This window comes from Nocardia wallacei, from assembly GCF_029869545.1.
Taxonomy (GTDB): domain Bacteria; phylum Actinomycetota; class Actinomycetes; order Mycobacteriales; family Mycobacteriaceae; genus Nocardia; species Nocardia wallacei_A.
The window spans coordinates 13,538-38,841 of sequence record NZ_JARWQD010000139.1 but is presented as its reverse complement, the minus strand read 5'-3'; the positions used below and the strand labels follow the sequence as shown (position 1 = coordinate 38,841).

Here is a 25,304-nt window from a genome sequence, read left to right as displayed (position 1 = left end):
TGGTCGCGGCGCTGCTCACCGAGCTGGACGGGGTGAAGCCGCTGCGCGATGTCGTGGTGATCGGCGCGACCAACCGGCCCGAGCTGATCGATCCGGCGCTGACCCGCCCCGGGCGGCTCGAGCGCCTGGTGTTCGTCCCGCCCCCGGGCACGATACCGGCCCCACCCCCCCCCGCGCCGGCCGGCGGCCGCCGACCGGGCGATGCCCCGCTGTCGTCCCGGCGGACGCCGGAATCGAGTGGTGCCGTCACGGCGGCGACGGCGGTACCGATCATCAAATTCACCCCGGCGATGCGGGCGGCGAAAGCGCTTCGGGGCCGCGACAATACGGCGGCGACGGGGCCCTGTTCGACTATTCGGCCCGATTCCAGGACCACGACGCGATCGGCCAGGGTGAGGGCGTCGACGATATCGTGCGTGATCAGAATCGCGCTGGTGCGGACCGTTTTCCGGGAGTCGCCGCGCAGCACCCGGCGCAGTAGTGAACGCATGGCCGGGGCGGCGGTCACATCCAGGGCGGCCATCGGCTCGTCCAGGAGCACCACGCGCGGCTCGACCGCCAGCGCCCGCGCCAGCGCCACCCGCTGCGCCTGTCCGCCCGATAGTTCACCGGGCCGCCGCTCGGCCAGGGCCACGGCGTCGACCGCATCCAGCCACTCCGTGGCGATCGCTCGCGCCGCGCCCGGCCGGATGCCCCGGCTGCGCGGCCCGAACGCCACATTCGCCATCACCGACAGGTGCGGGAACAGCAGCGGGTCCTGCGCGAGCAGCGAGACCTCCCGCCGATGCGGCGGCACCGCAACACCTTTCGCGGTTACGGTGAGGTCCCGGCCGCCTAGGCGGATCACCCCCTCGTCCGGTTGGACGAGGCCCGCCACCGCCTCCAGCAGTGTGGACTTGCCCGCCCCGTTCGGCCCCAGTACCGCCAGCACCTCCCCGGGCCCGACGCGCAATTCCACATCCAGCCCGCGTTCGGCCACCCGAACCGAAACCTCCAGCCCGGCAGCCACTTCGGACCGGTCGGCAATCATCGATCACCGCCACGGCCGGACCCGCCCCAGCGCCACAGGCCGCCCGCCGGTTCGCGCCCCTCGGACAGCCCGACGCGGCGATAGGCGACCAGCACGATCAGCACCGCGACCAGCACCAGCAGCAGCGAAAGCGCCACTGCCGCATCCGGATCGGCCTCCCGCTGCAGGTAGATCTCCAGCGGCAGGGTGCGGGTGCGGCCCTGCAGGCTGCCCGCGAAGGTGAGCGTCGCCCCGAATTCCCCCAGCCCTCGGGCGAATGCCAGCACCGCGCCCGAGACGAGCGCGGGACGCAGCAGCGGCACCGTGATGCGCCACCACACGGTGGCGGGCGCGGCCCCGAGGGTGGCGGCGACGCGCTCGTAGCGGTCGCCCGCCGTACGCATCGCGCCCTCCAGCGTGATCACCAGAAACGGCAGCGCCACGAACGCCTGCGCCAGCACGACGGCGGTGGTGCTGAACGCGATCCGTATCCCGGCCGCCTCCAGATGCCTGCCGAGCAGGCCGTAGCGGCCGAACAGATACAGCAGCGCCAGCCCACCCACGACCGGCGGTAATACCAAGGGCAGCAATATCATCGCGCGGAATACGGGCAGGATGCGCCACCGCAGCCGAGCGAGCGCGACGGCCATCGGAACGCCGAGCAGCACGCACAGCGCGGTGCTCAGCAGCGCGGTGCGCAGGCTCAGCGACAACGCCTCCCGCGACGCCGCCGAGGTCACCAGCTCGAAGAAGTTCGACCACTCCGCGGCCCCCGCCAGCGCCACCAGGGGCGCGGCCACGAAGGCGAACCCGAGCAGGGCGGGCACCAGCAACCACCGCGGCACCGCGAGCCCCGGCCCCCGCAACAACGCTCGGGCAACCGATGTCATGGTGCCCCGAACCCGGCCTTCGACAGTGCCGCGCGTCCCTGCGGGCCGATGACCAGCTCCTCGAATTCGCGTGCGAGGTCGGCGTGTGCCGAATCCGCCACCGCGGCAATGGGATAGGTGTTGACCGCGCTCGCCGATTCGGGGAACGCGACGGTCGTGACCTTGTCGCCCGCACCGGCGGCGTCGGTGACGTACACCAGGCCCGCGTCCGCCTCCCCGGAGGTAACCTTCGCCAGCACATCGGTCACCGCGGATTCCTCACTGACCGGATTGAGCGACACCTGTGCCGTCGCGGTGACCTTCTTCGTCGCCGCACCGCACGGGACCTGCGGCGCGCACACCACCGCGCGCACGCCCGGCAGTCCCATATCGGCCAGTGTCGCAATGTTTTTCGGGTTACCCGGCGGCGTCACCATGGTGAGCACATTCGTGGCGAAGGGCCGGGGCTGCTCGGTGATCCGGCCGCCTCGGACCACCTTGTCCATATTGGCCGTATCCGCGGAGGCGAACACGTCCGCGGGCGCTCCCTGATTCAGCTGCGAGGCCAGATCCGACGAACCGGCGAAGGAGAACGCCACCTCCGTATCCGGGTGCGCGGCCTCGAATTCCGCCCCGAGCTCGGTGAAGACCTGTTTCAGCGACGCCGCCGCGAAGACGGTCACGGTCGTGCCGTTTCCGGAGTCGGACGATCCACAGCCCGCCAATGCCGCGGCCACCGCGACGGCGGCGCACAGCACACCCACCCGCCGACCCTTGGAGCCGGTCACTGCGGCGTCTCCACGACCACGGTGGTCGCCTTCACGCTCGCCACCGCGACGCTGCCGGGCTCCAGCCCGAGCGCCCGCACCGAGTCGCTGCTCATCAGGGAAACCACCGTGAACGGTCCGCATTGCATCTCCACCTGTGCCATCACCCCGTCGGCCACCACGCGGGTGACCAGTCCGGGTAAGCGGTTGCGCGCCGAGCTGGCGCTGCCCAGCCTGGTCTGCGGCGGCCGCGCGTGCTCCACGGCGAGGGCCGCCAGCTCCTTGCCCTCGATGACCAGCCGCCCCGCCTCGTCCTTGTGCGCGCCGAGCGTGCCGGTGTCGATCCACCGGCGCACGGTGTCGTCGCTGACGCCGAGCAGTCCGGCGGCGTCTCGTATACGCAAGCTGGGCACGGCAGCAGCATATGTCCGCATTCTCGGATGAAACAACGGGCAAACATCCGAATCTACGGAGACGAACGGGCCTGTTTCCGCAGAAGTCACCAACGACACGCTGGTCTTGTCACTACCGGCCAGTACGCTCGAAGCAATCATGGCCACCTATTTCGACCCCAAGTCCTGGTCGCCGCTGCGAGCAGTCGACATCGGGAAGCGCCTGCTGGACCCGGGCCGGCTGGATCAGTGGAGCGCCTTCACCACCGCCTGGCTGGACCCGGTCGCCGACCTGGGCGCGGGCACCGTCACCGCACTGCTGCCGGATGTGCTGATGACCCTGCTCAGCGAGGGCATCCTCAGCCAGTTCGGCGGCCGGGAGGTCAGCGCGACGCTGCTGGGCCACGAGATGCGGGCGACGCTGCGGACCCTGAAGGCCCGCCGCCGCGGCGCCCACTTCCAGACCAAGACGGTGCTGACCGAGCTGGACTGGAACGGTCACCCGATCGAGGAGATGACCGTGATCGCGCACGGGGTCCGCCTGGTGCCCGGGGTGCCGACGAAGGTGCGCGCCACCAACCTCGACATCACCGGAACCGTCACCACCGCGGCGCTGGTGAGCTGGCTCAACGACTGGCACCTGGATTGGGAGCTCGGGGTCGACGCCGACAGCGGGCTGATCACCGCCCGGCACCGGCGCCGCCGGATTCGCGCCCTGGTGGATGCGTCGGTGGGGGAGAATCTGCTTCGCGTCGCCGTGCACCGCGCCGGGTGGCTGGGGGTCCGGATACCGCGGCGATGGGTCAAGGTGGCACCGGTGCCGCTGACCGATCTGCCCAAGGATATTCGGATCGTGCGGGCCGACCGCGAGGGCGACCGGGTGTCGTTCCGCATCGACATCCCCGAGATCAACGGCTCCTTCGACCTCGCCCAGATCCGCTCGGCCATCGTCGCCGGAACCACGCTGATCGTCTTCTGATCGCCGCGCGAAAGGGCTAGGGCGCGCCCGCGTTCCACCACTCCAGCAGGGCCGCCTCGGCCTCGTCCCGCGACAGCGGCCCGCGATCCAGGCGCAGCTCCTTCAGATAGCGCCAGGCCCGCCCCACCTGCGGCCCGGGCTGCAGACCCAGCAGCTCCATGATCGCGTTGCCGTCCAGGTCGGGGCGCACCCGATCCAGATCCTCCTGCTGCTGCAGGCGCTCGATGCGCGCCTCCAGGTCGTCGTAGGTGGCCTGCAACTGGGCGGCGCGCCGCTTGTTGCGCGTGGTGCAGTCGGCGCGGACCAGTTTGTGCAGGCGGGGCAGCAGCTCACCGCCGTCGGCGACGTAGCGGCGCACCGCGGAATCGGTCCACTGTCCCTTGCCGTACCCGTGGAAGCGCAGGTGCAGGTAGACCAGCCGGGCCACATCCTCGGTGAACTGTTTCGGATACTTCAGCGTCCGCATCCGACGGCGCACCATTTTCGCGCCCACAACCTCGTGGTGGTGGAAGCTCACCCCGCCGCCGGGCTCGTTGCGCTTGGTCGGTGGCTTGCCGATGTCGTGCAGCAGCGCCGCCCACCGCAGTATCAGGTCGGGGTCGCCCTCCTCCTGGTCGATCGCCTGGCGCAGCACGGTCAGCGAATGCTGGTAGACGTCCTTGTGCTGGTGGTGCTCATCGATCTCGAGCCGCATCGCGGGCACCTCGGGCAGGACCCGCTCGGCCAGGCCGGTCTCGCACATGACGTCGATGCCCTCGGTGGGGTGTTCCCCGGCGATCAGTTTGTCCAGCTCCGCGCGGACCCGCTCGGCGGTGATCCGGTCGATCTCGTCGGCCATGGCGGCGATGGCCGCACGCACCCGCGGCGCGAGATCGAAGCCGAGCTGCGAGACGAACCGGGCGGCGCGCAGCATGCGCAGCGGGTCGTCGTTGAACGAATCCTCCGGCGCCGCGGGCGTATCCAGCACCCCGGCCAGCAGCGCGTCCATGCCGTCGAGCGGGTCGACGAATTCGAGCTCGCCCAGGGCTCCGATCCGCACGGCCATGGCGTTGACGGTGAAATCGCGCCGGACCAGGTCGCCCTCGAGGGTGTCGCCGAAGGTCACCTCCGGATTGCGCGAGACCCGGTCGTAGGAGTCGCTGCGGAAGGTGGTGATCTCCAGCTGCCACCCCGACTTCGACGCGCTCACCGTGCCGAACGCCAAACCCCCTGTGTCCCAGAGATTATCGGCCCATCCCCGCAGTATCTGCTGCACGGCCTCGGGCCGCGCATCGGTGGTGAAGTCCAGATCGGTACCCAGCCGTCCCAGCACCGCGTCCCGCACGCTGCCGCCCACCAGATACAGCTCGTGCCCCCGCGCCGCGAACATCTCCCCGAGCGGCGTCAGCACATCCGACAACCGCCCCACCGTGATAGCCGCCGCCGCGAGCAGACGAGTACGACGATCCTCACTCGGATCAGACACGGCAATATCCTCGGACTTCGGCGAAACCACGGGTACGCAGCTTAGTTGGTCCCCACACACCACCCGCCGCCGCGCCACCGCGAACCCGCCGGAGCGAAGCACGGCTCACAACCGCACCCCCGCTAGACTGACCCAGTGTCTCCGGCCGATCGCGCGAACAGTCGACGCCGCCAGCCCCGGCGCCGCGGTTCGGCCGGTAATGCGGCGGACAACCGCAAGAGCAAACCCCGCATGCGCACGGTGCGCGAAACCTCCGCGGGTGGTTTGGTCGTCGACGGGCTCGACGGCCCGCGCGACGAGCGCTGCGCCGCGCTGATCGGCCGCACCGATCGCCGGGGTCGGTTACTGTGGTCGCTGCCCAAGGGACATATAGAAGAGGGGGAGACCGCCGAGCAGACCGCCGTCCGCGAGGTGGCCGAGGAGACCGGGATCAACGGTGTGGTCGTCGCCGAACTCGGCAGTATCGACTACTGGTTCGTCACCGACGGTCGCCGGGTACACAAGACCGTGCATCACTATTTGATGCGGTCGGTGGGTGGCGAGCTGTCGGATGCCGATGTCGAGGTCACCAAGGTGGACTGGGTGCCGTTGAGTGAGCTGGACTCTCGGCTCGCCTACGCCGACGAGCGCCGACTGGCGGAGGTCGCGAACCGCCTGATCGACCGGATGGAGAACGGCAGACAATGACGCGTGCGTGTGAAGGGTCGGTGAGCCACGATCGCGCAGCGCTCACCGTCCCCGACCGGATGCGGGTGTCCCGCAATACACAGCGCCCCCGGCACCGCTGGGTGCCGATGCTCATCGCGCTGGCGCTGGCGGTGCTGGCCGCGCCGCTGGCGGGACCGGCCGCCGCACAGCCGTCGGGCAGCGGGACGTCGACGCCGAAATTCCTCAAGCTCACCCTCGATTCGGTGGCGCCGAATTCGGTGACCACCAGCAGTGATTCGGTGCTGACGGTGACCGGCACGGTCACCAATATCGGCGACCGGGTGGTCGACGACATCAGCGTGCGGATCCAGCGCGCCGACGCGATCGCCAATCCCAGCGGCCTGCGCACGTCGCTGCGCCTGGACCAGGCGAACTACGAGGTGGTCGGCCCGTTCCAGGATGTCGCCGATCGCCTGAGCCCGGGGCAGCGCAAGCAGTTCACGGTCCGCATCGGGGTGCGGGAGGACGCGCGGGGGGCCAGCGGCAGCGCGCCGGTCACCTCGTCGCTGGGCATCACCGATCCGGGTATCTATCCACTGTTGCTGAACGTGAACGGCGAGCCCGCCTACGGCAATCAGGCCCGCCTCGACGACGCCCGCTTCCTGCTGCCGGTGCTGGGCCTGCCGCCCGCGTCGACCGATGCGAAAACCACCGGGGCGCAGGCGGTTCCGCCGGTCACCGATTCCCCCGTCGCCACCACGCTGATGTGGCCGCTGGCGGATCGGCCGCGGCGGGTCGGCGGTATTCCGGGCTCGGTCGACGGCAAGGAGCTGCTGACCGACGACGAACTCGCCGGCGAACTGGCCCCCGGCGGCCGCCTCGATCAGCTGGTCTCGGCGTTGGAATCCTCGCTGCGGCCCGATGGCAGCCGGGACGCGGCCCGTAGCGCCCCCGGGTTGGCCGGGTCGGTCTGCCTGGCCGTCGATCCCGATCTGCTGCTCACCGTTTCGGATATGACCGAGGGGTATCGCGTGCTGGCGAGCCCGTCGGATCCGGACGGCCCGACCCGCGACGGCGCGGGGGCCGGTGCCGCGCAGAACTGGCTGGATCGGCTGCGCACGCTGGCGCCGTCGCTGTGCACGGTGGCGCTGCCGTTCGCGCAGGTCGACCTCGACACGCTGGCGGCCGTGCACGATTCGGACCTGACCGCCCGCGCGGTGGCCGCCCCGGCGGACATCGTGGATTCGATCCTGTCGGTCAAATCCCTGCGCGGGGTGAGTCTGCCCGCCGCCGGGAGTATCGACTCCGATGCCGCGGCGCTGCTCACCGAGCGCGGATACACGACCGCGGTGCTGGCCGACAACGCCGTGGCTCCCGCCGATTCCCGCAGCACCGCAACCGGTTCCGGCGTCACCGAGGGCGCCACGGTCCGCAGCACCGCGGCGGTCTCAGCGGCCGCCGAGGAGTCGAGTCCGGAGATGGTGCGCCTGCCCCCGTCCGCGCCCGCCCCGCCCGGCGCGACACCGCCGGGGCCCGAGGCGGGGATGAAGGTCGCCACGTTCGACGTCTGGTCGGCGACGGCGCTGGCCGCGGTGGGATCCAATCCGCCGACGCCGCCGTTCACCCCCGATCGGGTGCGCTACGAGGTCACCAACGATTCCCGGTCCGCGCGGTTGCAGGACGCGCTCGGCGCGGTGTCGTGGTCGGCACTCAACCCGCAGCCCGGGCGGCCGCGGTCGGCGCTGCTGATGCCGCCGCAGCAGTGGGGGGCGAATCGGGACGAGGCGACGGCGCTGCTGAACCAGCTGGATCTGATGTTCCGCAGCGGGCTCGCGACACCCCGGTCCTTCCAGGATCTCTTGACGCTGCCGCCGGACCCGCAGCCGTTCGATGTGGACTACCGAGCCGAGGTCGCCGAGGCGGCGGTGCCCGCGTCGTTCGTGCCGCCGATCCAGGAGCAGGAGCGGCGCATCGCCGACCTGATGCGCGCGCTGGTCGAGGTGCCGCAGCAGGAGCCGACGCCGCGGTCGTTCCTCACCCCGCTGCGCGATGATCTGGTCCGGGCGCTGACCATGTCCGATCGCACCAGCCCCGGGGCCCAGGCCGATACCGCCGCGCAACGCCGGATCGACCAGGTCACCCGCACGATGGACAATCTCTACCGCTCGGTCACGGTGCTGCCCCCCGGCGGGGTGTACACGCTGGCGTCGGAGCAGAGTCCGCTGCTGCTGGTGGCCCGCAACGAGCTGCCGGTCGCCATCCGGATCCGGTTCCGGATCGGCGTGCCGGCCGAGACGAACATCACCGATATCGGCGAGCAGCAGCTGCCCGCCGAGGGCAGCCGGTCGTTCCAGATTCCGACCCAGGTCAGCGACAGCCGCAACCTGACGATTCCGATCTCCATTAGCACACCGGACGGAATCCCGCTCGGCAATGCCACGTCGGTTTCGGTGCGGTCCAACGCGTACGGTCCAGCGTTGGCGATAATTACCGCATGTGCCGGTGCACTGCTGTTCCTGTTGGCCGGTCGTCGCTTGTGGCGCCGCTTCCGGGGACAGCCCGATCCGGCCGACGAGGGGCTGGACCCGGGGAAGCGCCGCAGGCTGAACCGATACCTGCGCGCACGGAAGCGGGTCCTGCAGCGACAGGAGGCACCGTGAACGAGCTTGGGAGCGAACCAGTGGGCACAGCCGGGCCGCTTGCTCGGGGCGGGGCCGAGCGCGGGCGGACCCCGGTCACGGAACCGAGCGCCCACGAGGCATGGCCATGAGTGGCCCCTCGCCTCTTTCGGGCACCGCCACGCGGGGTGCCCTGTCACATCCCGGCGCATGTCCTCTACGAGACAACAGCTTTCACCACGACCACTTCCCATTACCCGCGATCCGACAGGTCCGGGGGGAATTGTGATCCGGCTTGCGACCGAACCGACAACACCGCGCGCCACGAAGAATCGTGAGCGAACTCGCAGGCGAACCATCGACACCGCGCGCCGCGCACACCTCGAAGCCGAGCGCCAGCGGGACGGAGTCGAACGAGCCACCAGCATGGCGCGCCACGCACACCGCAGTGCCGAACGCCAGCAGGGTGAAATTGTGAGCGAGCCATCGGCACAGCCCGCCACGCACACCTCGAAGCCGAGCGCGCGCAAGGTGGAATCGAACGAGCGACCGGCACAGCGCGCCACGCGCACGGTAGAGCCGAGCGGCAGCGAGGTGGAGGCGTGAGCGAATACGACAGCCGCCACCCTGACGATTCGTCCGACGAAGGGCCTCCACTACGCCGCGCCCCGGCCGCGCCGTGGGAACGCAACCGTCCGCGCCCTGCACCCCCGCAGCCCGGCGGGCCCGGGGGCGAGCCGCCACGCCCGGGACCACGCCGTCCCGTACCGCTGAGCGGCCCGATCCCGCAGGTCCCCCCGCCCAGCGGGCCGATGCGCCGGGTACCACCGAACGACCCGGGCCACCCGGGACGACCGAACGATCCGGGTCACCAGGGACCCCAGAACGACCCGGGCCACCCGGGACCGCCGAACGACCCGGGCCGCCGCCCGGGACCAGGCAACGATGCAGGCCGACCAAGGCCAGCCAACGAACCAGGTCGGCCAGGACCAAGCAACGATGCAGGCCGACCGAGACCAGCCAACGAACCGGGCCGCTCAGGACCAGTCAGCGAACCGGGCCGACCGAGGCCAGCCAACGAACCGGGTCGGCCGGGGGCGCCGAACGATCCGGGTCGGGCGATGCCGAACGATTCCGGCCGCCCGGGGCCGCCGGACAACCGTGGCATGTATCCGAACGATCGCCGGATGCCTCCGGGCCCGCCGCCGCGGCAGCAGCCACCACCGGCCGGTGGCCCGAACAATCGCATGCCTCCGAGCGGGCCGATGCGGCGCGTCCCGCCCGGCGCTCCCGCAGGACCGCCGCCCGGACAGCCCGGCGCACCCCACCGTGGGCGGCCGCCCGCCGCCGGGCCGCCACCGGGCCGCGGACCGTACCCCGCGGATCCGGCGAGTGGGCCCACCCGCCGCATCCCGCGCCCCGAAAACCCCGGCGGCACACCGCGTCCCGAGCCTCACCCGCAACCGCGACACGCCGGATCGGCACGCCCCGAGCGACCGGTCCGCGACGAGCGGCCCGCACCGCACCGCACGGCGCCGCAGGTCGCGGTCGACCGGCGCGAGAACTCGAACGCGCGCTTGGTCCGCGACTCCGGCTCCATCGCGTTCGCGACGCTGATCAGTCGCATCACCGGATTCGGCAAACAGCTGCTGCTGGTCACCGTGCTCGGCCCGGCGATCGCCAGTGCGTTCGCCTCCGCCAGCCTGATGCCGAACATGATCGCCGAGCTGGTCCTCGGCGCGGTGCTCACGGCGATCGTGGTGCCGACCCTGGTACGCGCGGAGCAGGAGGACGCCGACGGCGGCGCGGCGTTCATCCGCCGCCTGGTCACCGCCGCGTTCACCGTGTTGATGATCGCCACCATCCTGGCGGTCGCGGCCGCGCCGATCCTCGCGACACACGTCTTCGTGTCGTCGGACGGCCAGGTCAACACCATGCTGACGACCGCCCTCACATTCCTGCTGCTGCCCGCGATCCTGTTCTACGGGATGTCGGCGCTGCTGACGGCGATCCTCAACACGCGGCAGGCATTCAAACCGGGTGCCTGGGCACCGGTGATGAACAACGTCGTGGTGCTGGTGGTCCTGGCCCTCTACGCGCTGACCCCGGGCGAGATCACGCTGGATCCGGTGCGGATGAGCGATCCGAAGGTGCTGCTGCTGGGCGTCGGCGTCACGGCCGGTGTGGTCGTGCAGGCCGTCAGCCTGCTGCCCGCCATCCGCAGGCACAACATCGACCTGCGCCCGCTGTGGGGGCTCGACGCCCGGCTCAAGCAGTTCGGCACGATGGGCGCCGCGATCATCCTGTACGTGCTGATCAGCCAGCTCGGCATGATCTTCGCCAACAACATTTCCTCGCACGCCGATGCGGCGGGACCGACGATCTATCAGAACGCCTGGCTGCTGCTGCAGCTGCCGTACGGCGTCCTCGGCGTCACGCTGCTGACCGCGATCATGCCCAGGCTCAGCCGCAACGCCGCGGCCGACGACACGCCTGCCGTGGTGGACGATCTCTCGGTGGCGACCCGCCTCACCATGATCGCGCTGATACCCGTCGTCATCTTCCTGACCATGGCGGGACCGCAGGTCGGCGAGGCGCTGTTCGGATACGCGCGATTCTCCGAGGACGCCGAACGCCTCGGCACGGCCGTGAGCTGGTCCGCGTTCACGCTCATCCCGTACGCCCTGGTGCTGATCCACCTGCGCGTGTTCTACGCCAGAGAACAGGTGTGGACCCCCACCTGGATCGTTCTCGGCATCACGACCGTCAAGGTGTTGTTCTCGGCGCTGGCACCGGTGGTCGCGAGCTCGGCCGATCAGGTCGTCATCGTGCTCGGCGTGGCCACGGGGCTGGGGTATGCGGTGGGCGCCGTGATCGGCGGCTATCTGCTGCATCAAAGCCTGGGCGATCTGCGGATGGTGAACGTCGGGCGGACGGTCACCCGGGTGGTGCTCGCGTCGGTCGCCGGCGCCGCGGTCACGCTGATCATCGATCAGGTCGTCGGTCTGTCGAACCTGCACAACGGCATCGGCGTGCTGTTCCGGGTCGCCGTCGACGCCGTCATCATGTTCGGCGTCGCCTTCGGCCTGATGCGGCTCGCCGGTATCCCGGAGATCGTCGCGATCACCGTGGCCATCTCGCGCCGCCTGGGCCTGACGCCGCCCGCCCCCGACCTCGGTCTCGACGAGACCGACGAGGATATGCACCCGACGACGGTGCTGCCGCGGCCCAACTCGCCGTACTACTACCAGTACGACCCGTATCTGGACGGTCAGCAGACCATGGTCCTACCTGTTATCCGACCCGGTGCCGTTGACCGCACCGGCATGGGTGAGTTCCCGTACCCTGTTCGGCAGAGAAACGCAAATGCCGAATCCGGCACCCGCGGGGCTGGCGACGCCGGTTCCCACGCGGAGCCGGGGGTCGGCCGAGTCGGCGACGGGCCCGGTGCGCCGCCGGTTTATCGAACTTCGACACACCAGGGCGAAGGAGGCACGAGGGTGAGCGACGACGCGGCGGGCGGCGTCCCGGCCGCCGATCCTGCCGATGCGGCAGGCGCAGTGCGCACCGACGACGTCCCTCCCGGGAAGGTGCCGCCGGGTCGCGCCGCGGACCCGGACTCGGGCGACGCCGACCAGGCCGCACCGCCGCCGCCGGGTACCGAGCCGCCGGCCGACGACCGGGCGGCACCGCCGCGCGATCCGGTCTACGACACCGGCATGCTGCCGGTCGGATCCCCGGAGATGCCGCCGATGCGGGTCGAGCCCGCCGCGGCACGACGCAGCGGGCAGCGCGGTCCCAAGCTGATGCCGGGGGCGTCGGTGGCCGGTGGCCGCTATCGCCTGCTGGCCGGGCACGGCGGGGCCCGCGGGCTGCAGTTCTGGCAGGCACTGGATGTGAAGCTGGATCGCGAGGTCGCCCTGACCTTCGTCGACGCCGATCAGAAGGCCGCCGAGAACGCCGGTCACGACGGACCGCAGGCGATCCTGTCGCGGACCCTGCGCCTGGGCCGGATCAATTCGCCCGGCCTGGCGCGCGTGCTCGACGTGGTGCGCGGCAGCTCGGGCGGCATCGTGGTGGCCGAGTGGACACCGGGCCGATCGCTGCGGGAGATGGCGGAGACGATGCCGTCGCCGATCGGTGCCGCGCGCTCGATCCGGGCGCTGGCGGCCGCGGCCGAACTCGCCCACCGCGGCGGCGGCTCGCTGTCGATCGACCATCCCGATCGGGTGCGCATCAGCGCCTCCGGCGACGCCGTGCTCGCCTTCCCGGGCACGCTGGCCGATTCCGATGCCCAGTCCGACGTGCGCGGCCTCGGCGCCATGCTGTACGCGCTGATCACGGCCCGCTGGCCGATCCGTTCGGGCGGGGTCAGCGGTGCGGCCGCGACGGTCGGCGGGCTGCGGCTGGCCGATTTCGGTTCCGACGGCACCCCGGTCGAGCCGCGGCAGATCCGACCCGAGACCCCCTTCGAGATCTCCGCGGTCGCGGTGCGTTCGCTGGAGTCCAACAAGGGGGTGCGGACCGCCGCGACCGTGCAGCACGTGCTGGAGCAGGCATCGGTGGTCGACCAGAAGACCGACTTCATCCCGGTCCTGCGGCTGGGCCAGCGGGCGACCAGCGCTCCGGACGAGTCGCTGGCCGATCCGGAGCTGCTGGCCGCCGAGAAGGAGCGGTCGCAGCGGATGATGTGGATCCTGGTCGGGCTGGGCGTGCTGGCGGCACTGGTGGTCGGGGTGATCATCTGGTGGCTGCTGAGCATTTTCGCCCCGGGCGACTCCGATGCTCCGCTCAACGAGCAGAAACTCGGTCTCACCACCCCGAATACGGCTCCGCTGAATCCGAGCGCCGGCGCTCCGGAACCGACGGCCGCGACCGGCGGCACGGTCCCGGTGCGCGCCACCGGGGCGACGGTGTTCTCACCCGAGGGCACCCCCGACGGGGCGGCCGGGGCGGCGGCGGTACTGGACGGCAACCCGACCACGGTGTGGCGCACCGACCAGTACTTCCAGCAGTTCCCCGCGCTGAAGAAGGGGGTGGGCGTGGTGGCCACCCTCGGCAGCCCCAGCAAGCTCGACAAGGCGATCATCGATTCGCCGAGCCCGGGCTCGGTGGTGGAGATCCGCACCTCGCCCACCGCCACGCCCACGCTCGACCAGACACAGCTGATCGGCCAGGCGACCCTGGCCGACGGCACCACCGAGATCCCGCTGCGCGCCGACCAGCCCGCCCGCTACGTGCTGGTCTGGATCACCGCACTGGCCAACTCCGGCGGCCAGTTCCAGACGTCGCTCGCCGACATTCGTTTCGAAGCCGCGCCCTGACGCGGCTCTGGTTGCCGCGTATTCATGGCAGCCGATATGATCTGTCCGCGCTCTCAGCAGGGGAGCTTCCTGGGATCTGATTCCTCGGTCCCGGATGACGCGAAATTTGCGGTGCATTCCGGCCGTGGTCGGCGTGCGCCGCCGTGAGCGCTGATCCTAGGGGTTTGTGTTGTCGTTTGATGCGGTCGAGCGATCCAGCGGGGGGACGTCCGATTCGCCTGGCGTACGGCGCCGCTCGTTCGACCTGGACGACGCCTCCGACCGCCGGCTGCTCCGCGCGCACATCGAGGGCGACCGCGACGCGTTCGGCGTGCTGTTCCGGCGGCATTACAACCATCTGTGGCAGCTCGCGCTGCGCACCTGCCGCACGCCCGAGGACGCCGCCGACTGCCTGCAGGACGCGCTGCTGTCGGCGCACCGCAATGCCGCCGGATTCCGCGGCGACGCCGAGGTGCGCAGCTGGCTGCACCGCATCGTGGTCAACGCCTGCCTGGATCGGATGCGGCGCAACAAGGCCCGGGCCAGCGTCTCCCTGTCGGAGGAGACCGTGGCCGAACCGGCTGTCGAGCGCGACGACATCGCCCATCGCGAGGTCTCGATGGTGGTCGACGCCGCCCTGTTCACACTGCCCGACGACCAGCGTGCGGCCCTGGTCGCGATCGATATGCAAGGCTATACGGTGGCCGAAGCGGCACAGTTGCTCGATGTCGCCGAGGGGACGATCAAGAGCCGCTGCGCCCGCGGGCGCAAGCGCCTGCAGCAGGAATTGGAATTCCTGCGCAATCCGGGGAACCGGAAGTAGTCGAGATGCGTCATTACTAGAGAACACACCACTGCAGGCCCGATCCGGAGAGGCGATGGACGACAAGGGCGAAGCCGTCCCTCACAGGCGCCGGGCCGGGCCGCGCGACGACGATGAGACAGGAGGTGCGATGGCCGCCCGTTCAGCGCCGCAGCCTCCCTTCTCCACGGATCTGCTGGCCGACCTGCACGCCGACAATGTGTCCCCGGAGCTGTCCCAGCAGCTGTGGCCGCAGGTGAACAACGATCCCGAGGCGCTGCGATTCCTGCGCTCCCTCGACGACGTCACCTCCGAACTGCAGGCCCTGAGCCAGGATCCCCGCATCCTGCATCCGATGCCCGCCGAGGTCACCGCCCGAATGGACCGCCTGCTCGACGAGCTGGCCCGCGGCGGCGACCCCGGCCGGGACACCTCCGGCGATCACGTCGCCACGGTGCATCACCTGCCCTTCGGCGGCCCCGCGGCCGACACCCCGCCGACGCGCCCGATGCCCGCCATCGCACCCGAGGTGCCACCCGAGCCCACCCGGCTCGACGAGCGCCGCTCACGCAGGCTGCGCTGGCTCACCGCCGTGGCCGCGGCCGTCGCGGTCCTCGCCGGATCCCTGATCGCGGTGGATGCCGTCCGCGACCGTGACACCGCGCCGCAGGCATCGCCCACCACGCAGCCCGGCGCCCCCCACCTCGACGGCGACCCGTCCGACGCGGTACTGCTCAGCGCGCTGGGCCGCAACGATGTCGCCGGACCGCTCGGCCTCCCGGGCGCGATGACCCGCTGCGTCGCCGCCGCGGGGCTGGACCGCACCGTCCTCGGCTCGATGGACGTCACCTTCCGAGACCGCCCCGCCGTGGTGATACTGCTCACCAGCGCGCGCCCGCCCAAGATCACCGCCCTCGTCGTCGGAACCGGTTGCGGCCCAGGCGATGCCCAGGTGCTGGAACAGCGCGACATCGGCTGAGCGGCCGTCTCGGGGCCGATGCCCCGGGCCGGGGAACAACAGCGTTTACCCTGTTGTTGATTGACACGCCTGATGACACACTCCCTCGGAAGGGCCTCATGAACACGCCTGTTCGCGATCTCATCATCGTCGGCTCCGGCCCCGCCGGTTACACCGCCGCTGTCTACGCGGCCCGGGCCGAGCTCGAACCCCTGCTGTTCGAGGGAACCCAATTCGGCGGCGCGCTGATGACGACCACCGAGGTGGAGAACTTCCCCGGCTTCCGGGACGGCATCATGGGCCCCGACCTGATGGAGGAGATGCGCGAGCAGGCCAAGCGGTTCGGCGCCGACATCCGCACCGAGGACGTCGAGGCGATCGACCTGTCGGGCCCGATCAAGAGCGTCACCGTCGGCGGCGAGACCCACCGGGCCTACGCCGTGGTCCTCGCCATGGGTTCGGCGGCGCGCTACCTCGGTGTTCCGGGGGAGCAGCGGCTGCTCGGCCGCGGTGTCAGCGCCTGCGCCACCTGCGACGGCTTCTTCTTCAAGGGCCAGGACATCGTGGTCGTCGGCGGCGGTGACTCGGCGATGGAGGAGGCGACGTTCCTCACCAAGTTCGCCGCCAGCGTCACCATCGTGCACCGCCGCGAGGAGTTCCGCGCCTCTCGCATCATGCTGGAGCGGGCCAAGAGCAACGAGAAGATCCGGTTCGTCACCAACGCCGAGGTGCTCGAGGTGCACGGCGAGAACAGCGTCACCGGCCTGACGCTGCGCGACACCAAGACCGGTGAGACCTCCGAGCTGGCCGCGACCGGCCTGTTCGTCGCCATCGGTCACGACCCGCGCAGCGAACTGGTGCGCGGCCAGGTCGATCTGGACGGCGAGGGCTACGTGCTGGTGAACCAGCCCACCACCGCCACCTCCGTCGAGGGCGTCTTCGCGGCCGGTGATCTGGTCGACCACATCTACCGCCAGGCGATCACCGCCGCGGGCACCGGCTGCCGAGCGGCCATGGATGCCGAGCGCTGGCTCGCCGAGAAGGGCGACATCACCAGCAACACCCTGGACCACGCCGGCCGACCGGTCGAAGTCACCGCCAATTGATCCATCAGCAAGTCGAGCTCGAGGAGTTCCATCATGTCCGAAACCGCCACCAAGACCGTCACCGACGACACGTTCGCGCAGGACGTGCTGGGCAGTGACAAGCCGGTCCTCGTCGATTTCTGGGCGGCCTGGTGCGGTCCCTGCAAGATGGTCGCCCCGGTGCTGGAGGAGATCGCCTCCTCGCACGCCGACAAGCTGACCATCGCGAAGGTGGACGCCGACGCGAATCCGGTGACCGCCAAGGACTACGGCATCCTGTCGCTGCCCACGATGATCCTGTTCTCCGGCGGCAAGGAGGCCAAGCGGATCGTCGGCGCCAAGGGCAAGGCGGCGCTGCTGCGCGAACTCGAAGGCGTTCTCTGAGTTCACTTTTGTGATTCGGTGCGCAGTCCTGTGTCATACGCGGTACTGCGCCTCCGGGAATCCGGTCGGCGCTGTAGTATTTCGGCGCTAGCGGCGGCTCCGCGCGATCATGCGGGGCCGCCGACTCCGGGCCTGGCATGTGAATGCCGGGAGTAGGATCTCTGCACCTGGAGAATTGCTGAAATTCGGTCCGGGTCTGAGACAATCGACCGACGCTCCGGTCGTGCGAGGGTGTGAGCCGTCGCATGAGTGGGTACCCGGGTTGGCGGAAGGAAAGGGCTCTCACGCATGCACCGACTTCGTCACGGCGATACTGGACCAGCCGTCGCTGAGGTTCGGAGCACCCTGGCAAGTCTCGGATTCCTGCACATCCATCCCCACGGCGCCGACCGGTCCGACGGGCACGGCGAGTATTGGAAGGATTCCGACGCCGTTTTCGACCACGATCTCGATTCCGCGGTGCGCGCGTTCCAACAGCATCGCGGGCTACTCGTGGACGGTGTCGTCGGCCCCGCCACCTATCGGGCACTGAAGGAGGCGTCCTATCGCCTCGGCGCGCGCACGCTGATCTACCAGCTCTCGGCCCCGCTGTACGGCGACGACGTGGCCACGCTGCAGCGCCGCCTGCAGGATCTCGGCTTCTACGTGCACCGCGTCGACGGCTACTTCGGGCCGCACACCCACGACGCCCTCACCGCGTTCCAGCGCGAGATCGGCCTGTCCGCCGACGGCATCTGCGGTCCGGACACGCTGCGTTCGCTGGATCTGCTCGGCGCCCGCGTGACCGGTGGCAACCCGCACCGCATCGCGGAGGAGGAGGTTGTCCACCGCGCCGGACCGCAGCTCACGGGTAAGCGGATCGTCATCGATCCCGGAATGGGCGGTCCGGACAAGGGTTACGCGGTCCCCACCGAGTTCGGTGACGTCTACGAATCGGAGATCCTCTGGGATCTGGCGAGTCGTCTCGAGGGCCGGATGGCCGCCACGGGCATGGAGACCTTCCTGTCCCGGCCGTGGGGTGCCAACCTCTCCGATGCCGAACGCGCCGAAACCTCCAACACTTTCGACGCCGATCTCATGATCTCGCTGCGCTGCGCGACCAATCCCAGCCCCGTGGCCAGCGGCGTCGCCAGCTTCCACTTCGGCAATTCGCACGGTTCGGTGTCGATGATCGGCCAGGTGCTAGCCGGATTCGTGCAGCGCGAGATCGTGGCGCGAACCTCGTTGCAGGACTGCCGGACCCATTCGCGCACCTGGGATCTGCTGCGGCTGACCAAGATGCCGACCGTCCAGGTCGATATCGGTTATCTGACAAACGAATACGACGCCTCGGTGCTGACCAACCCGCGCATGCGCGATGTGATCGCCGAGGCCATCCTGATTTCGGTGAAGCGGCTATACCTACTCGGCCAGGACGACCAGCCCACCGGCACATACACTTTCGCCGAACTGCTGGCCGAGGAGCTGGCCGCCGCCGACCGCATGTGACTGCGACGCACCAGTTCCGGCAAGCTCATTCAGGGGCATCCCACTCGGGATTTCGCTTCCATCGAGGCGGAGGCCAGCAGCTGGTCCAGGGCGCGTTCGACGTCTTCCTTCCAGAGGTGGTCGCTGTCGAGTTCCAGGCGCAGGCGTGGAAAGCGGTGGTGCTGCGCCACCACGGTGAATCCGACGTCCTCCAGGAAGTCCGCGTCGATCATGCAGCTCTCGGGGGAGCATCGAGAGTCGGTGTGCTGCCGCGGTGCCGACGACATGCCGTGCGCGGGCGTATCGATGCGTTCCATCAGGAACATCGAGCTGACCGATCGCGTCGACATCGACGTCGCCGCCGGATCCTTGCGGATGCCGAAGGCCTCGATGGCCCGCACGCCGCGGCGCATCAGATCGGCCACCACGGCCTGAATCAGCCGGTCGGCAATCCCGCTGTCCCGGTAGGGGAGATCGGTCCGCAGGGTGGTCAGCAGGACGGCGTCGGCGCTCACCGGTGAGGTGGGGAAGAGGGTCGCGCGGGGCACCGCGCTCGGCGGCGAGTACAGCGCGCAGCCGGCGGGCTGACCGTCGACGAGCGCGATCTGGCCGCACGAACCCCATTCGAGGAGGACCGTGGACAGCCACGCCTCCTTCTCGAATACCGGGTCGCTGAATTCCCGAGAGTCCTCCGCCACGGCGGGATCGATCTCCCAGAACACGCACCGGCGGGCATGTGCCGGGAGTTTGTCGAGTCCGCCGAGGGTAAGTGCGGTAACGCTGGTCGACACCGCTCTGCTCAGCCTCCAGCTCTCCGATTCATCCACACTCACGCCGCATCAGTATCTACTCGCCAGCAAGAATAAGCGATCAAAGCGAACCGCCTCATTTCCGGTAGCTGTGCTGTCCATCAGGATCGCAGGCGCGACCCGAGAGGCACCGTCACAGTGACGTTTTACCGCCAGGGTCCAGTATCTCCGGTGATCACGCGGATTTCGGCCGTGATCACTCGTCGTACTACTTCTGCTGCTCCATCATCGTCACGATGCGTTCGAGGTCGGCTAGGTCGCCGAATTCGACGACGATCTTGCCCTTCTTCTTCCCCATGCTCACGGTGACACGGGTGTCGAACGAATCGGCGAGCCGCTCGGCCAGTCGTTCCAGACCCGGCATCTGGACCGGTTTCCGTTCGGCGGGGCGCTTTTTCTCCTCGTCGGGGTAGCGGTTCGCGAGAGTGACCGCCTCCTCGGTGGCACGCACCGAAAGACCCTCGGCGACAATCCGTTCCGCCAGCTTCTCCTGTGCCTCCGCACCGGACTCCAGGCCCAGCAGCGCGCGGGCGTGCCCGGCGGACAGAACCCCCGCGGCGACCCGCCGCTGCACCGGAATCGGCAGCTTCAGCAGCCGGATCATATTCGTGATGACGGGCCGGGATCGACCGAGCCGGGTCGCCAGTTCCTCGTGGGTGACCTCGAACTCCTCCAGCAGCTGCTGATACGCCGCCGCCTCTTCGAGCGGATTGAGCTGCACCCGATGGATGTTCTCCAGCAGGGCGTCCCGCAGCATCGAGTCGTCGGTGGTCTCCCGGACGATGGCCGGGATGGTCTCCAGGCCCGCATCCTGACAGGCCCGCCACCGGCGCTCGCCCATGACGATCTGATAGCGCGGGGTAGGGGAGGACTCCAGCAGGCGGACCACGATCGGCTGCATGAGCCCGAACTCGCGAACCGAGTGGATCAGCTCGTCCAGCGCCTCCTGCTCGAAAACCTGGCGCGGCTGCTTGGGATTCGGCTGAATCTGGTCCGGCGGAATCTCCCGATACACCGCGCCGGCGTCGGAGCCCTCGCCGGGTTCGGGAACCCGATGCAGGTACGCCGAGGCCGGATGCGGGCCGATCGGGTCCAGGCCGATGACGGCATTCGCGGCGGCACTACCGAGCCCCTGCACATCCGCCGGGCCCGTCGGGATCAGCGCGGCCAGTCCGCGCCCCAGTCCACCCTTCTTCGCCTGAGTCAACCTACTGGCCCCTTTCCTCGTTCACTCCACCAACCACCGCGACCGACCGGGCGGCCATCTCACGACCGGCATCCAGATAGCTCATCGCGCCCCGGGAACCGGGATCGTAATCGAGCACCGTCATGCCGTAACCCGGCGCCTCGGACACCTTCACACTGCGGGGGATCACCGACCGCAGCACCACATCGCCGAAGTGCCCGCGCACCTCCTCGGCCACCTGATCGGCAAGCTTGGTCCGCCCGTCGTACATCGTGAGGACGACGGTCGACACATGCAGTTCCGGATTCAGGTGCGCCTGCACCAGGCCGATATTGCGGATCAGCTGTCCCACACCCTCGAGCGCGTAGTACTCGCACTGGATCGGGATCAGCACCTCCTTCGCGGCCACCAGCGCGTTGACGGTGAGCAGGCCGAGCGAGGGCGGGCAGTCGATCATCACGTAGTCGATGTCGTATCCGGCGAGATTCGCATCCTGGATCGCGGCCTTGAGCCGCCCCTCCCGGGCGACCATCGACACGAGTTCGATCTCGGCACCGGCCAGATCGATGGTGGCCGGGATGCACAGCAGCCGCTCGTTGTGCGGACTGCGCTGAATCGCCTCCTGGACGGAGACCTCGCCGATGAGCAATTCGTAGGAGGAGGGCACGCCCGAGTGATGCTCGACGCCCATCGCGGTGCTGGCATTGCCCTGCGGGTCGAGATCGATGACGAGGACGGTCATCCCCTGTAGCGCGAGCGCCGCGGCCAGATTGACCGCCGTAGTCGTCTTCCCTACGCCGCCCTTCTGATTCGCGATGGTGATGATCCGTTGTTCGCGCGGCTTCGGGATGGTCATCGAACCAGGATGCAACACCTGGCTCGCGCGCTGCGCCTCGGCCGCTATGGGCGTGTCGGCGGTGATGCTCCCGAACGGGCGACCGAGCTCGTCCAGATCGAAGCCACTACCGTCCAGCATTCCGGGCACCCGCGACGTTGTTTCCCGTGAAACATTCGCCGGACCGTTCGACATACAGGCTCCTAACCCCGAGAACTTCAGACACGTGCCCAAGCAGCATCGGCGCCGCATTGGCTCGAGCAAGCGGAGCGCGGCACGGCCCAGGAGACCGGTGCCCATCCTGGCGAGCCTGTCGGGCACCTCGAATCTGCGCTCACGCTCGACTGCACCTAGCTTGCCAGCACCGCGCGCATTACGGAAGTTGAACCGCGGCGATCACACCGCGATCCACAAACTTTGTTGCCCGGAGGCCACTTTCGTCGCTTCCCGGCACCTGCCGTTCACCCAGAGCGTCTCTGTGTTTCACATGAAACATCGCCCCGGCGACTTCCGCCGCCACACGCACGGCAACGCCGGTTGTTTCACATGAAACCGCGCCCGGCGGCAATCGCGAGCCGCGCGGAGTCGGTGCTGCGGTCGAGCCGAGTCGTCCCGTAGGGGGCGCTCCGGCCCGAGCAGTCCGACCCCTGCGACGGTCGCCAGCCAGCCGCCGGGCGGCGCCTCGTCACGGTGACGGATCCGGCTCGACATTCCCGCAAGGCACCGAAGGGATGAGACATGGCCGGGTCCCGTCACAGGCGAAGACCGAGAAGCCTGGGGGAGAGGGGATGATCTCGAAGCCGCGCGATGAGAGTGATTGCGGGCGGGCCGAATCCGACGGCCGGAACCGCAGTCGCAATAGACCGGCGCTCCCCGTCGAAACGCACCCGCTGTGGGCCGGTGAGTCCGGGTCGGTGTTTCACATGAAACATCGATCGGCCGGACGGCCGTTCCGATGTCCGCCGCGCGAGACCGATTGGCACTCGGCGGCAATGTTTCACATGAAACACAACCCGGCCAGGCGGAAGCGGCCCGCACCGGACGGACGTTCACCGACGGCGCTTCGGCTTGCCGCCCTCGGCCTTTCGTTCGGCGCGGGGGAGGCGCTCGACGCTCAGCACCACCGTCGGCGGATCCACGATCCCGACACCGCACTCCAGGACTTGCGCGTGGCCGCCGCCCGCGCGCAGCAATTCGGCGCGGTCGCGTTCCAACTCCTCCGCCGCGCTGGAGCCCTTGAGGGCCAGCATCCGGCCGTGGTTGTGCACCAGCGGCAGCGACCATTTCGCCAACTTGCTCAGCGGAGCGACCGCGCGCGACGTCACGACGTCCGCACCGCCCGCCACCTTCCGCACGTCCGGCTGCTCCGCGCGACCGCGCACGACCGTCACCTCGAGCCCTGCCTCCTCGATGAACTCCGCGAGGAAGATGGTCCGGCGCAGCAGCGGCTCGACGAGGGTCACCCGCAGATCGGGCCGGGCGATCGCGAGCGGGATTCCGGGCAGCCCGGCGCCGCTGCCGATATCCACGACGGCAGCGCCGGTCGGGATCAGCTCGCCGAGCACCGCGCAGTTCAGAATGTGCCGATCCCACAGCCGCGGCACCTCGCGCGGACCGATCAACCCGCGCTGCACCCCGGCCGCCGCCAGCGCCGCACAGTACCGACGCGCCAGCGGGAGCCGCTCCCCGAATATCCGCTCGGCGGCGGCAGGCGGCTCCGGCGGCTCCGGCGGCGTCGCCTCGGCCGGGGCAGGGGAGTGCTCCGGCTCATTCACACCGGTTCCTCGTTCCACGTGAAACATCCTTCCGGATTCGCGACTGGTCGACACACGGACCCCGCACAACACTAGGGCCCCCGGTTCAACGAACCGGGGGCCCGCCCGCAGGGCGCCGCACTCAGGACGGCAGCACCACCACGTGCCGATTCGGCTCGACGCCCTCGCTCTCGCTCTCGACGCCGTCGACCTCCGCCACGGCATCGTGCACGATCTTGCGCTCGAACGGCGTCATCGGCGACAGGGCCTCCGGCTCACCCGATTCCAGGACGCGCTGCGCCGCCGCCGAACCCAGCGCGCTCAGCTCCTCCCGGCGCTTCGCCCGCCAGCCCGCCACATCCAGCATCAGCCGGCTGCGCACGCCGGTCGTCTGCTGCACGGCCAGGCGGGTCAGCTCCTGCAGCGCGTCCAGGACCTCACCGCGCCGGCCCACCAGCTTCGACAGATCCCGGCCGCCGTCGATGCTCACCACCGCCCGGTCGCCCTCGACGTCCAGGTCGATATCGCCGTCGAAGTCGAGCACATCCAGCAGTTGCTCGAGATAGTCGCCGGCGATCTCGCCCTCTTCGATGAGCGCCTCCTCGGCGTCGCTCACATCTCCGGTCGCCGCGTCCGAGCCCGGCTCGCGGGGTTCCGCGGCATCCGGTTCGCGGCTCGCCGCGGTTTCCGGTTCGTGGCTCTCCGCGGTGTCCGCCACGGTCGTGCCGCTTGCGCCGAGGGCCACAGTGGCGTCCCCTCCATCGGTCTCAACAGTCATGTGTGTCGTTTCCTTCGATCTGCATCATCCGTCGTGTCCGGCCGCTCGCACCGCCCGGCTAGCGGCGCCGCTTCTGATTCGCGCGGCCGCGGTTTCCGGATCGCTTGCGATTGCCCTGCCCGCCCTTGCGCGACGCGGCCGTCGCCTTGCCCGGCTTCGCCGCCGCCGCGCCATTACGCGACGCGGTCGACGCATCGCCGTCGGTCACCGGGGCATCCACCGGCGCATCGGTCGGCTCGTCGGTCGATCCCGTCTTCTGCTTGTTCTTCGGATTCGGCTTGGCGCCCGGATTCGGCTTGGCGCCCGGTTTGGGTGCGTTCGCCGCGCGCCGCTCGATCGCCTGCTGCTTCTTCTGTTCCTCTTCCTTCTCGATCCGGCCGAACACGAGGTGCTGCTGCCCGTAGGTCCAGATGTTGTTGGAGACCCAGTAGATCAGGATGGCGATCGGCAGGAAGGGGCCACCGACGATCACGCCGAGCGGGAACACCCACAGCGCCATCTTGTTCATGAGCGCGGCCTGCGGGTTGGCGGCGGCCTCGGGGCTCTGCCGGGCCACCGAGGCACGGGCGTTGAAGTGCGTGGCCAGACCGGCGATGACCATCAGCGGAATCGCCACCGCGGCGATGTTCACCACCTGGGGGATGCCGCCGTAGTCGAGGAAGGCGTCCAGCTGCGTCCGGGGCGTGGTGATGGCGACCGAGATGGGCGCACCGAAGATGCGGGCCCGCAGGAACGACTGCACATCGTCGGCGTTGAAGACGTAGTTCGCCGTGTGCGCGTTGTCGTAGGCCGACATGCCCAGCTGGCCGAAGCCGGTGCCGGTCCGGTTGAACGAGCGCAGCACGTGGTACAGACCGAGGAACACCGGCACCTGCGCCAGCACGGGCAGGCAGCCCATGAGCGGATTGAAGCCGTGGTCCTTCTGCAGCTTCTGCATCTCGGTCGCCATTTTCTGGCGATCGTTCTTGTATTTCTTCTGCAGCTCCTTGATCTGAGGCTGCAATTCCTGCATCTGCCGGGTCGTGCGCACCTGTTTGACGAACGGCTTGTAGAGCACCAGCCGCAGGGTGAACACCAGGAACACCACGGCCAGCGCCCAGGTCAGACCGTTGTCGGCGCCCAGCGCGAACCCGAAGACGCGGTGCCAGAACCACAAGATCCAAGACACCGGATAGTAGATGAAATCGAGCACGGCT

At 69.6% G+C, this 25,304-nt stretch carries 20 protein-coding genes and 2 pseudogenes; 11 read left to right on the top strand and 11 right to left on the bottom strand.

All coding sequences use genetic code 11. The features are described from left to right. Positions 1-147 (top strand): annotated as a pseudogene (locus tag QH290_RS37910) (AAA family ATPase); the annotation flags it as partial. Positions 148-271: 124 nt separating this feature from the next. Here the strand turns inward: QH290_RS37910 and QH290_RS11240 are convergent. From QH290_RS11240 to QH290_RS11225, 4 genes and pseudogenes are all read right to left on the bottom strand, one after another. Continuing rightward, a pseudogene (locus tag QH290_RS11240) lies at positions 272-1,030 on the bottom strand (sulfate/molybdate ABC transporter ATP-binding protein); the annotation flags it as partial. Continuing rightward, positions 1,027-1,899, bottom strand: a complete 873-nt coding sequence (locus tag QH290_RS11235; protein ID WP_280268936.1) for an ABC transporter permease — start codon at positions 1,897-1,899, stop codon at positions 1,027-1,029. The pseudogene QH290_RS11240 and the gene QH290_RS11235, both read right to left, overlap by 4 nt. Beyond that, positions 1,896-2,666 carry a molybdate ABC transporter substrate-binding protein gene (gene modA, locus QH290_RS11230; protein WP_280382800.1) on the bottom strand — a complete coding sequence of 257 codons (771 nt, stop codon included), beginning with the start codon at positions 2,664-2,666 and terminating at the stop codon, positions 1,896-1,898. The genes QH290_RS11235 and modA overlap by 4 nt, the downstream gene beginning before the upstream one ends. After that, positions 2,663-3,058 (bottom strand): TOBE domain-containing protein, encoded by a 396-nt coding sequence (locus tag QH290_RS11225; protein ID WP_280268938.1) that lies wholly within the window; start codon positions 3,056-3,058, stop codon positions 2,663-2,665. Before QH290_RS11225 ends, modA begins: the two co-directional genes overlap by 4 nt. A 139-nt stretch (positions 3,059-3,197) precedes the next feature. On the opposite strand from QH290_RS11225, the gene QH290_RS11220 reads away from it, so the two are divergent. Then, on the top strand, positions 3,198-4,016 hold the full coding sequence (locus tag QH290_RS11220; RefSeq protein WP_280382799.1) for a hypothetical protein: 819 nt from the start codon (positions 3,198-3,200) through the stop codon (positions 4,014-4,016). Between the two features lie 16 nt (positions 4,017-4,032). On the opposite strand, the gene QH290_RS11215 is transcribed toward QH290_RS11220, so the two are convergent. Then, positions 4,033-5,481 carry a CCA tRNA nucleotidyltransferase gene (locus QH290_RS11215; RefSeq protein WP_280382798.1) on the bottom strand — a complete coding sequence of 483 codons (1,449 nt, stop codon included), beginning with the start codon at positions 5,479-5,481 and terminating at the stop codon, positions 4,033-4,035. Positions 5,482-5,616: 135 nt separating this feature from the next. Here QH290_RS11215 and QH290_RS11210 point away from each other — a divergent pair, with 135 nt between their 5' ends. From QH290_RS11210 to QH290_RS11170, 9 genes are all read left to right on the top strand, one after another. Beyond that, positions 5,617-6,168, top strand: coding sequence for an NUDIX hydrolase (locus QH290_RS11210; protein ID WP_280382797.1), 552 nt, complete (start codon positions 5,617-5,619; stop codon positions 6,166-6,168). Positions 6,169-6,227: 59 nt separating this feature from the next. Next, the gene (locus QH290_RS11205; RefSeq protein ID WP_425303582.1) at positions 6,228-8,789 is read left to right on the top strand and encodes a DUF6049 family protein; all 2,562 of its coding nucleotides are present in this window, start codon (positions 6,228-6,230) and stop codon (positions 8,787-8,789) included. Between the two features lie 432 nt (positions 8,790-9,221). Continuing rightward, a complete protein-coding gene (locus QH290_RS11200) occupies positions 9,222-9,353 on the top strand; it encodes a hypothetical protein (RefSeq protein WP_280382796.1) in 132 nt (43 codons plus the stop codon). A 560-nt stretch (positions 9,354-9,913) separates the two neighbouring features. Continuing rightward, positions 9,914-14,071 carry a murein biosynthesis integral membrane protein MurJ gene (locus QH290_RS11195; protein ID WP_280382795.1) on the top strand — a complete coding sequence of 1,386 codons (4,158 nt, stop codon included), beginning with the start codon at positions 9,914-9,916 and terminating at the stop codon, positions 14,069-14,071. Positions 14,072-14,315: 244 nt separating this feature from the next. Beyond that, positions 14,316-14,873, top strand: a complete 558-nt coding sequence (sigM, locus tag QH290_RS11190; protein WP_280262868.1) for an RNA polymerase sigma factor SigM — start codon at positions 14,316-14,318, stop codon at positions 14,871-14,873. 130 nt (positions 14,874-15,003) lie between these two features. Continuing rightward, a complete protein-coding gene (locus QH290_RS11185; RefSeq protein WP_280382794.1) occupies positions 15,004-15,831 on the top strand; it encodes a hypothetical protein in 828 nt (275 codons plus the stop codon). Between the two features lie 98 nt (positions 15,832-15,929). Then, positions 15,930-16,916 (top strand): thioredoxin-disulfide reductase, encoded by a 987-nt coding sequence (trxB, locus tag QH290_RS11180; protein ID WP_280262860.1) that lies wholly within the window; start codon positions 15,930-15,932, stop codon positions 16,914-16,916. Positions 16,917-16,949: 33 nt separating this feature from the next. Then, positions 16,950-17,279 (top strand): thioredoxin, encoded by a 330-nt coding sequence (gene trxA / locus QH290_RS11175; RefSeq protein WP_280262858.1) that lies wholly within the window; start codon positions 16,950-16,952, stop codon positions 17,277-17,279. 288 nt (positions 17,280-17,567) lie between these two features. Further along, positions 17,568-18,767 carry an N-acetylmuramoyl-L-alanine amidase gene (locus QH290_RS11170; protein WP_280382793.1) on the top strand — a complete coding sequence of 400 codons (1,200 nt, stop codon included), beginning with the start codon at positions 17,568-17,570 and terminating at the stop codon, positions 18,765-18,767. 29 nt (positions 18,768-18,796) lie between these two features. Here the strand turns inward: QH290_RS11170 and QH290_RS11165 are convergent, their stop codons facing one another. The 6 genes from QH290_RS11165 to yidC form a co-directional block, all read right to left on the bottom strand. Next, on the bottom strand, positions 18,797-19,537 hold the full coding sequence (locus tag QH290_RS11165; RefSeq protein WP_280262866.1) for a GNAT family N-acetyltransferase: 741 nt from the start codon (positions 19,535-19,537) through the stop codon (positions 18,797-18,799). Between the two features lie 226 nt (positions 19,538-19,763). After that, entirely contained in the window at positions 19,764-20,762 is a 999-nt protein-coding gene (locus tag QH290_RS11160; protein ID WP_280262854.1) for a ParB/RepB/Spo0J family partition protein, read from the bottom strand. A 1-nt stretch (position 20,763) separates the two neighbouring features. Beyond that, positions 20,764-21,717 carry a ParA family protein gene (locus QH290_RS11155; protein WP_425301560.1) on the bottom strand — a complete coding sequence of 318 codons (954 nt, stop codon included), beginning with the start codon at positions 21,715-21,717 and terminating at the stop codon, positions 20,764-20,766. A gap of 908 nt (positions 21,718-22,625) precedes the next feature. Then, positions 22,626-23,378, bottom strand: coding sequence for a 16S rRNA (guanine(527)-N(7))-methyltransferase RsmG (gene rsmG, locus QH290_RS11150; protein WP_425303581.1), 753 nt, complete (start codon positions 23,376-23,378; stop codon positions 22,626-22,628). A gap of 94 nt (positions 23,379-23,472) precedes the next feature. After that, positions 23,473-24,108, bottom strand: coding sequence for a Jag family protein (locus QH290_RS11145; protein WP_280382791.1), 636 nt, complete (start codon positions 24,106-24,108; stop codon positions 23,473-23,475). Positions 24,109-24,166: 58 nt separating this feature from the next. Next, on the bottom strand, positions 24,167-25,300 hold the full coding sequence (yidC, locus tag QH290_RS11140; protein WP_280382790.1) for a membrane protein insertase YidC: 1,134 nt from the start codon (positions 25,298-25,300) through the stop codon (positions 24,167-24,169). Between the last annotated feature and the right edge of the window lie 4 nt (positions 25,301-25,304).